The 1,231-nt window shown below is 66.8% G+C and carries 1 protein-coding gene; it reads left to right on the top strand.

Translation table 11 applies throughout. The features are described 5' to 3' along the window. Positions 1-145 precede the first annotated feature (145 nt). The coding region (tal, locus tag J7E68_RS12640; protein ID WP_215173118.1) for a transaldolase at positions 146-1,231 on the top strand (1,086 nt) is incomplete at its 3' end.

The raw sequence follows: 1,231 nt of genomic DNA, 5'->3' as shown, positions 1-1,231 counted from the left end.
GGCGCGGAATCGGCGGCGACCGCGGACGATCCACCGGCATCGACCACTTCGGCGCCTCCGCCGACTACAAGACCCTGTTCGAGAAGTTCGGTATCACCACCGAGGCCGTCATCGCGGCCGCGCGTGAGACCATCAAGGAGAACGCATGAGCACCCCCACCGCAGACCTCGCCGCCGCCGGAGTGAGCATCTGGCTCGACGACCTGTCACGTACCCGCATCTCCTCCGGCAACCTCGCCGAGCTGATCGAGACCCGCAACGTCGTCGGCGTCACCACGAACCCGACGATCTTCGCGAACGCGATCACCGACAAGAACAACACGTCCTACGACGCTCAGGTCACCGAGCTCGCCGCGTCCGGAGCCACGGCAGAAGAGGCCGTCTTCGCCGCGACGACGCAGGATGTCGCCGCAGCGCTCGACGTCTTCCGCCCCGTGTGGGAGAAGTCGGGCCACGTCGACGGGCGCGTCTCGATCGAGGTCTCCCCCGACCTCGCACACGACACCGAGGGCACGGTCGCTCAGGCCAAGCAGCTCTGGTCGAAGGTCGACCGCCCGAACCTGCTCGTGAAGATCCCGGCGACGAAGGCCGGCCTTCCCGCCATCACCGAGGCCATCGCCTCGGGCATCAGCGTCAACGTGACCCTCATCTTCAGCCTGGAGCGCTACGCCGAGGTCATCGACGCGTACCTCACCGGGCTCGAGCGGGCACACAGCGCCGACTTCGATCTGTCGAGCATCCACTCCGTCGCCTCCTTCTTCGTGTCGCGTGTCGACACCGAGACCGACAAGCGACTGACGGCGATCGGCACCGACGAGGCCGAGGCCCTCAAGAGCAAGGCCGGACTCGCGAACGCCCGTCTCGCGTACGAGCTCTTCGAGCAGAAGTTCGCCGAGAAGCGCGCTCAGGACCTGATCAAGCTCGGCGCGAACGCACAGCGTCCGCTGTGGGCGTCGACCGGTGTCAAGGACCCGGCCCTTCCCGACACCCTCTACGTCACCGAGCTCGTCGCGAAGGACGTCGTCAACACGATGCCCGAGAAGACGCTCGAGGCGACCTTCGACCACGGCGTCGTCACCGGCGACACCATCACCGGCGGATACGAGGACGCACGCGCGGTGTTCGCCGGTCTCGCCGACCTCGGCATCGACTTCACCGATGTCACGCAGGTGCTCGAAGACGAGGGCGTCGCCAAGTTCATCGATTCCTGGCACGACCTGCTCACCCAGGTG

The organism is Microbacterium sp. ISL-103 (assembly GCF_018613995.1).
Taxonomy (GTDB): Bacteria; Actinomycetota; Actinomycetes; order Actinomycetales; family Microbacteriaceae; genus Microbacterium.
This window is presented reverse-complemented; position numbering and strand designations above follow the sequence as displayed.